The organism is Protofrankia sp. CiP1_Cm_nod1 (assembly GCF_920888515.1).
Classification (GTDB): Bacteria; Actinomycetota; Actinomycetes; order Frankiales; family Frankiaceae; genus Protofrankia.
The window spans coordinates 1-2,167 of the sequence record NZ_CAKKTM010000307.1 but is presented as its reverse complement, the minus strand read 5'-3'; the positions used below and the strand labels follow the sequence as shown (position 1 = coordinate 2,167).

Here is a 2,167-nt window from a genome sequence, read left to right as displayed (position 1 = left end):
GCCCGTGGGCGGGCAGCGGCCGGGTGGCGGTGGTGACGGGGGCGGCCCGCGGCATCGGCGCGGCCGTGGTGGGCCAGCTGGCCGCGCAGGGGTGGCGGGTCGTCGCGGTGGACGTGTGCGCCGACCTGCCCGGCGTCGCCTACCCGCTGGGGACGCCCGAGGAGCTGCGCGCGCTCGCCCAGCGCTGGCCCGGCCGGGTCCGCGACGTGGTGGCCGACGTGCGCGAGGCACCGGCCCTGGCCGAGGCTGTCGAGCTGGCCGAGCGCGAGTTCGGGGGAGTGCACGCCGCGGTGGCCGCCGCCGCGGTGATGGCCGGCGGCCGGCCGCTGTGGGAGACCACGGACGCCGAGTGGGACGTCCTGTTCGAGGTCGGGGTGCGCGGGGTGCTCAACCTCGCCCGCGCGGCCGTGCCCGCCCTGCTGCGCGCCGCGCCGCCGCGCTCCGGCCGGTTCGTGGCGCTGGCGTCGGCGGCAGCCCACCGCGGCCTGTGGCATCTGGCCGCCTACAACGCGGCGAAGCACGCCGTCGTGGGGCTGGTGCGCGGGCTCGCGACCGATCTGCGGGGCACCGGTGTCACGGCCACCGCGGTGTCCCCGGGCTCCACCCGCACGGCCATGCTGGACGCGACCGCCGCCCTCTACGACCTGCCGGACGTCGACGGGTTCGCCGGATACCAGCTCCTCGACCGCCTGCTGCGGCCGGAGGAGGTCGCCGCCACCGTGTGCTGGCTGTGCGGCGAGGGCTCGTCCGCGATCACCGGCACCGTGGTGCACGCCGACGGCGGCTTCACCGCGTGACAGGCACCGTGGGCCCGCGGCGGGCTCCCGCGACGCGGACACCGCTGTGACGAACGCCGGAAATCCCGCGAGCCCCAGGAATCCCGCGGACTCCGGGAGACCCACGAAGCGCGCGGACGACGCCTTGGACGCCGCGGGCTCCCAGCGCCCGGGCACTCCCGCGGCGGGAGCCGGCGGCACCCGGGACGAGGGCCGCGCGGGCTCGGGAAGCCCGGCGGACGGTGTCCTGCGGCTGGTCTTCGACCCCGGTACGCGCCGGTGGGCCGACGGGCAGGTGCTGCTCGGCGGTTCCCCGCTGCGGGTCCTGCGGCTGCCCGCCGCCGGCGCCCGGCTGGTCGGGGAGTGGATGCGCGGGCAGCCGGTCGGGCCCGATCCGGCGCGGCGGCGGCTGGCGGACCGGCTGGTGGCGGCCGGAATCGCCCACCCGGTCTACGAACGTCCCCGGCTGCGCCTGTCCGACGTCACGCTCGTCGTCCCCGTGCGCGACCACGCCGCCGCCCTGGAACGGCTGCTCGCCGCGCTGGGCGCGGCAGGTGAGCTGGGTACGGCTGGCGAGGCGAACAAGGCGGGCGGAGGGAGCAAGGCGGGCGGTGAGAGCAAGGCGGGCGAGGGGGATGCGAGGGAGACAAGGAAGGTGGGGGAGGCGGGGGAGGCGGGGGAGCTGGCGGAGGTGGTCGTCGTGGACGACGGTTCCGTGCCGCCGCTGCCGCGGGCGACGGTCCGTCACCGGCGGCCCCGCGGCCCCGCGGCCGCGCGCAACACCGGCTGGCGGCGGGCGGGCACCGAGCTGGTGGCCTTCCTGGACGCCGATGTGCGGCCCGGGCCGGGCTGGCTGGAGCCGCTGCTGGCGCACTTCGACGCCCCGGACGTCGCCGCGGTGGCTCCCCGGGTGACCAGCCTGCCCGGCCGGTCGTTACTGGCCCGCTACGAGCGGGCGCGCTCGCCGCTGGACCTCGGCGGCGCCGCGGCGCCGGTGCGGCCGGCGAGCCGGGTGAGCTACGTCCCCTCGGCCGCGCTCGTGGTGCGTGCCGCCGCCCTGCGGGAGCTGCGCGGTTTCGACGAGCGGATGCGCTTCGGCGAGGACGTGGACCTTGTGTGGCGGCTGGTGCGCGCCGGCTGGCAGGTCCGTTACGAGCCCGCGTCACGGGTCGGGCACGCTCCTCGCGTCCGGTGGACGGCGTGGCTGCGGCAGCGCTTCGACTACGGGACGTCGGCGGCGCCGCTGGCCGCCCGGCACGGCACGGCCATCGCTCCGGTGCGGATGTCGGTGTGGAGCGCGCTGTCGTGGGCGGCGGTGGCCGCCGGCCGGCCGCGGGCCGGGCTCGCGGCCGCGGCCGGTACGGCGGCGTTGCTGCCACGCAGGCTGGCGC

Annotated in this window: 2 protein-coding genes; both read left to right on the top strand. The window is 78.8% G+C overall.

The genetic code is table 11. The features are described 5' to 3' along the window. Positions 1-23: 23 nt before the first annotated feature. Positions 24-797, top strand: coding sequence for a mycofactocin-coupled SDR family oxidoreductase (locus tag NBX02_RS13795; protein WP_250286842.1), 774 nt, complete (start codon positions 24-26; stop codon positions 795-797). A 46-nt stretch (positions 798-843) separates the two neighbouring features. Continuing rightward, on the top strand, positions 844-2,167 hold a 1,324-nt coding region (mftF, locus tag NBX02_RS13790), incomplete at its 3' end, for a mycofactocin biosynthesis glycosyltransferase MftF (protein ID WP_250291638.1).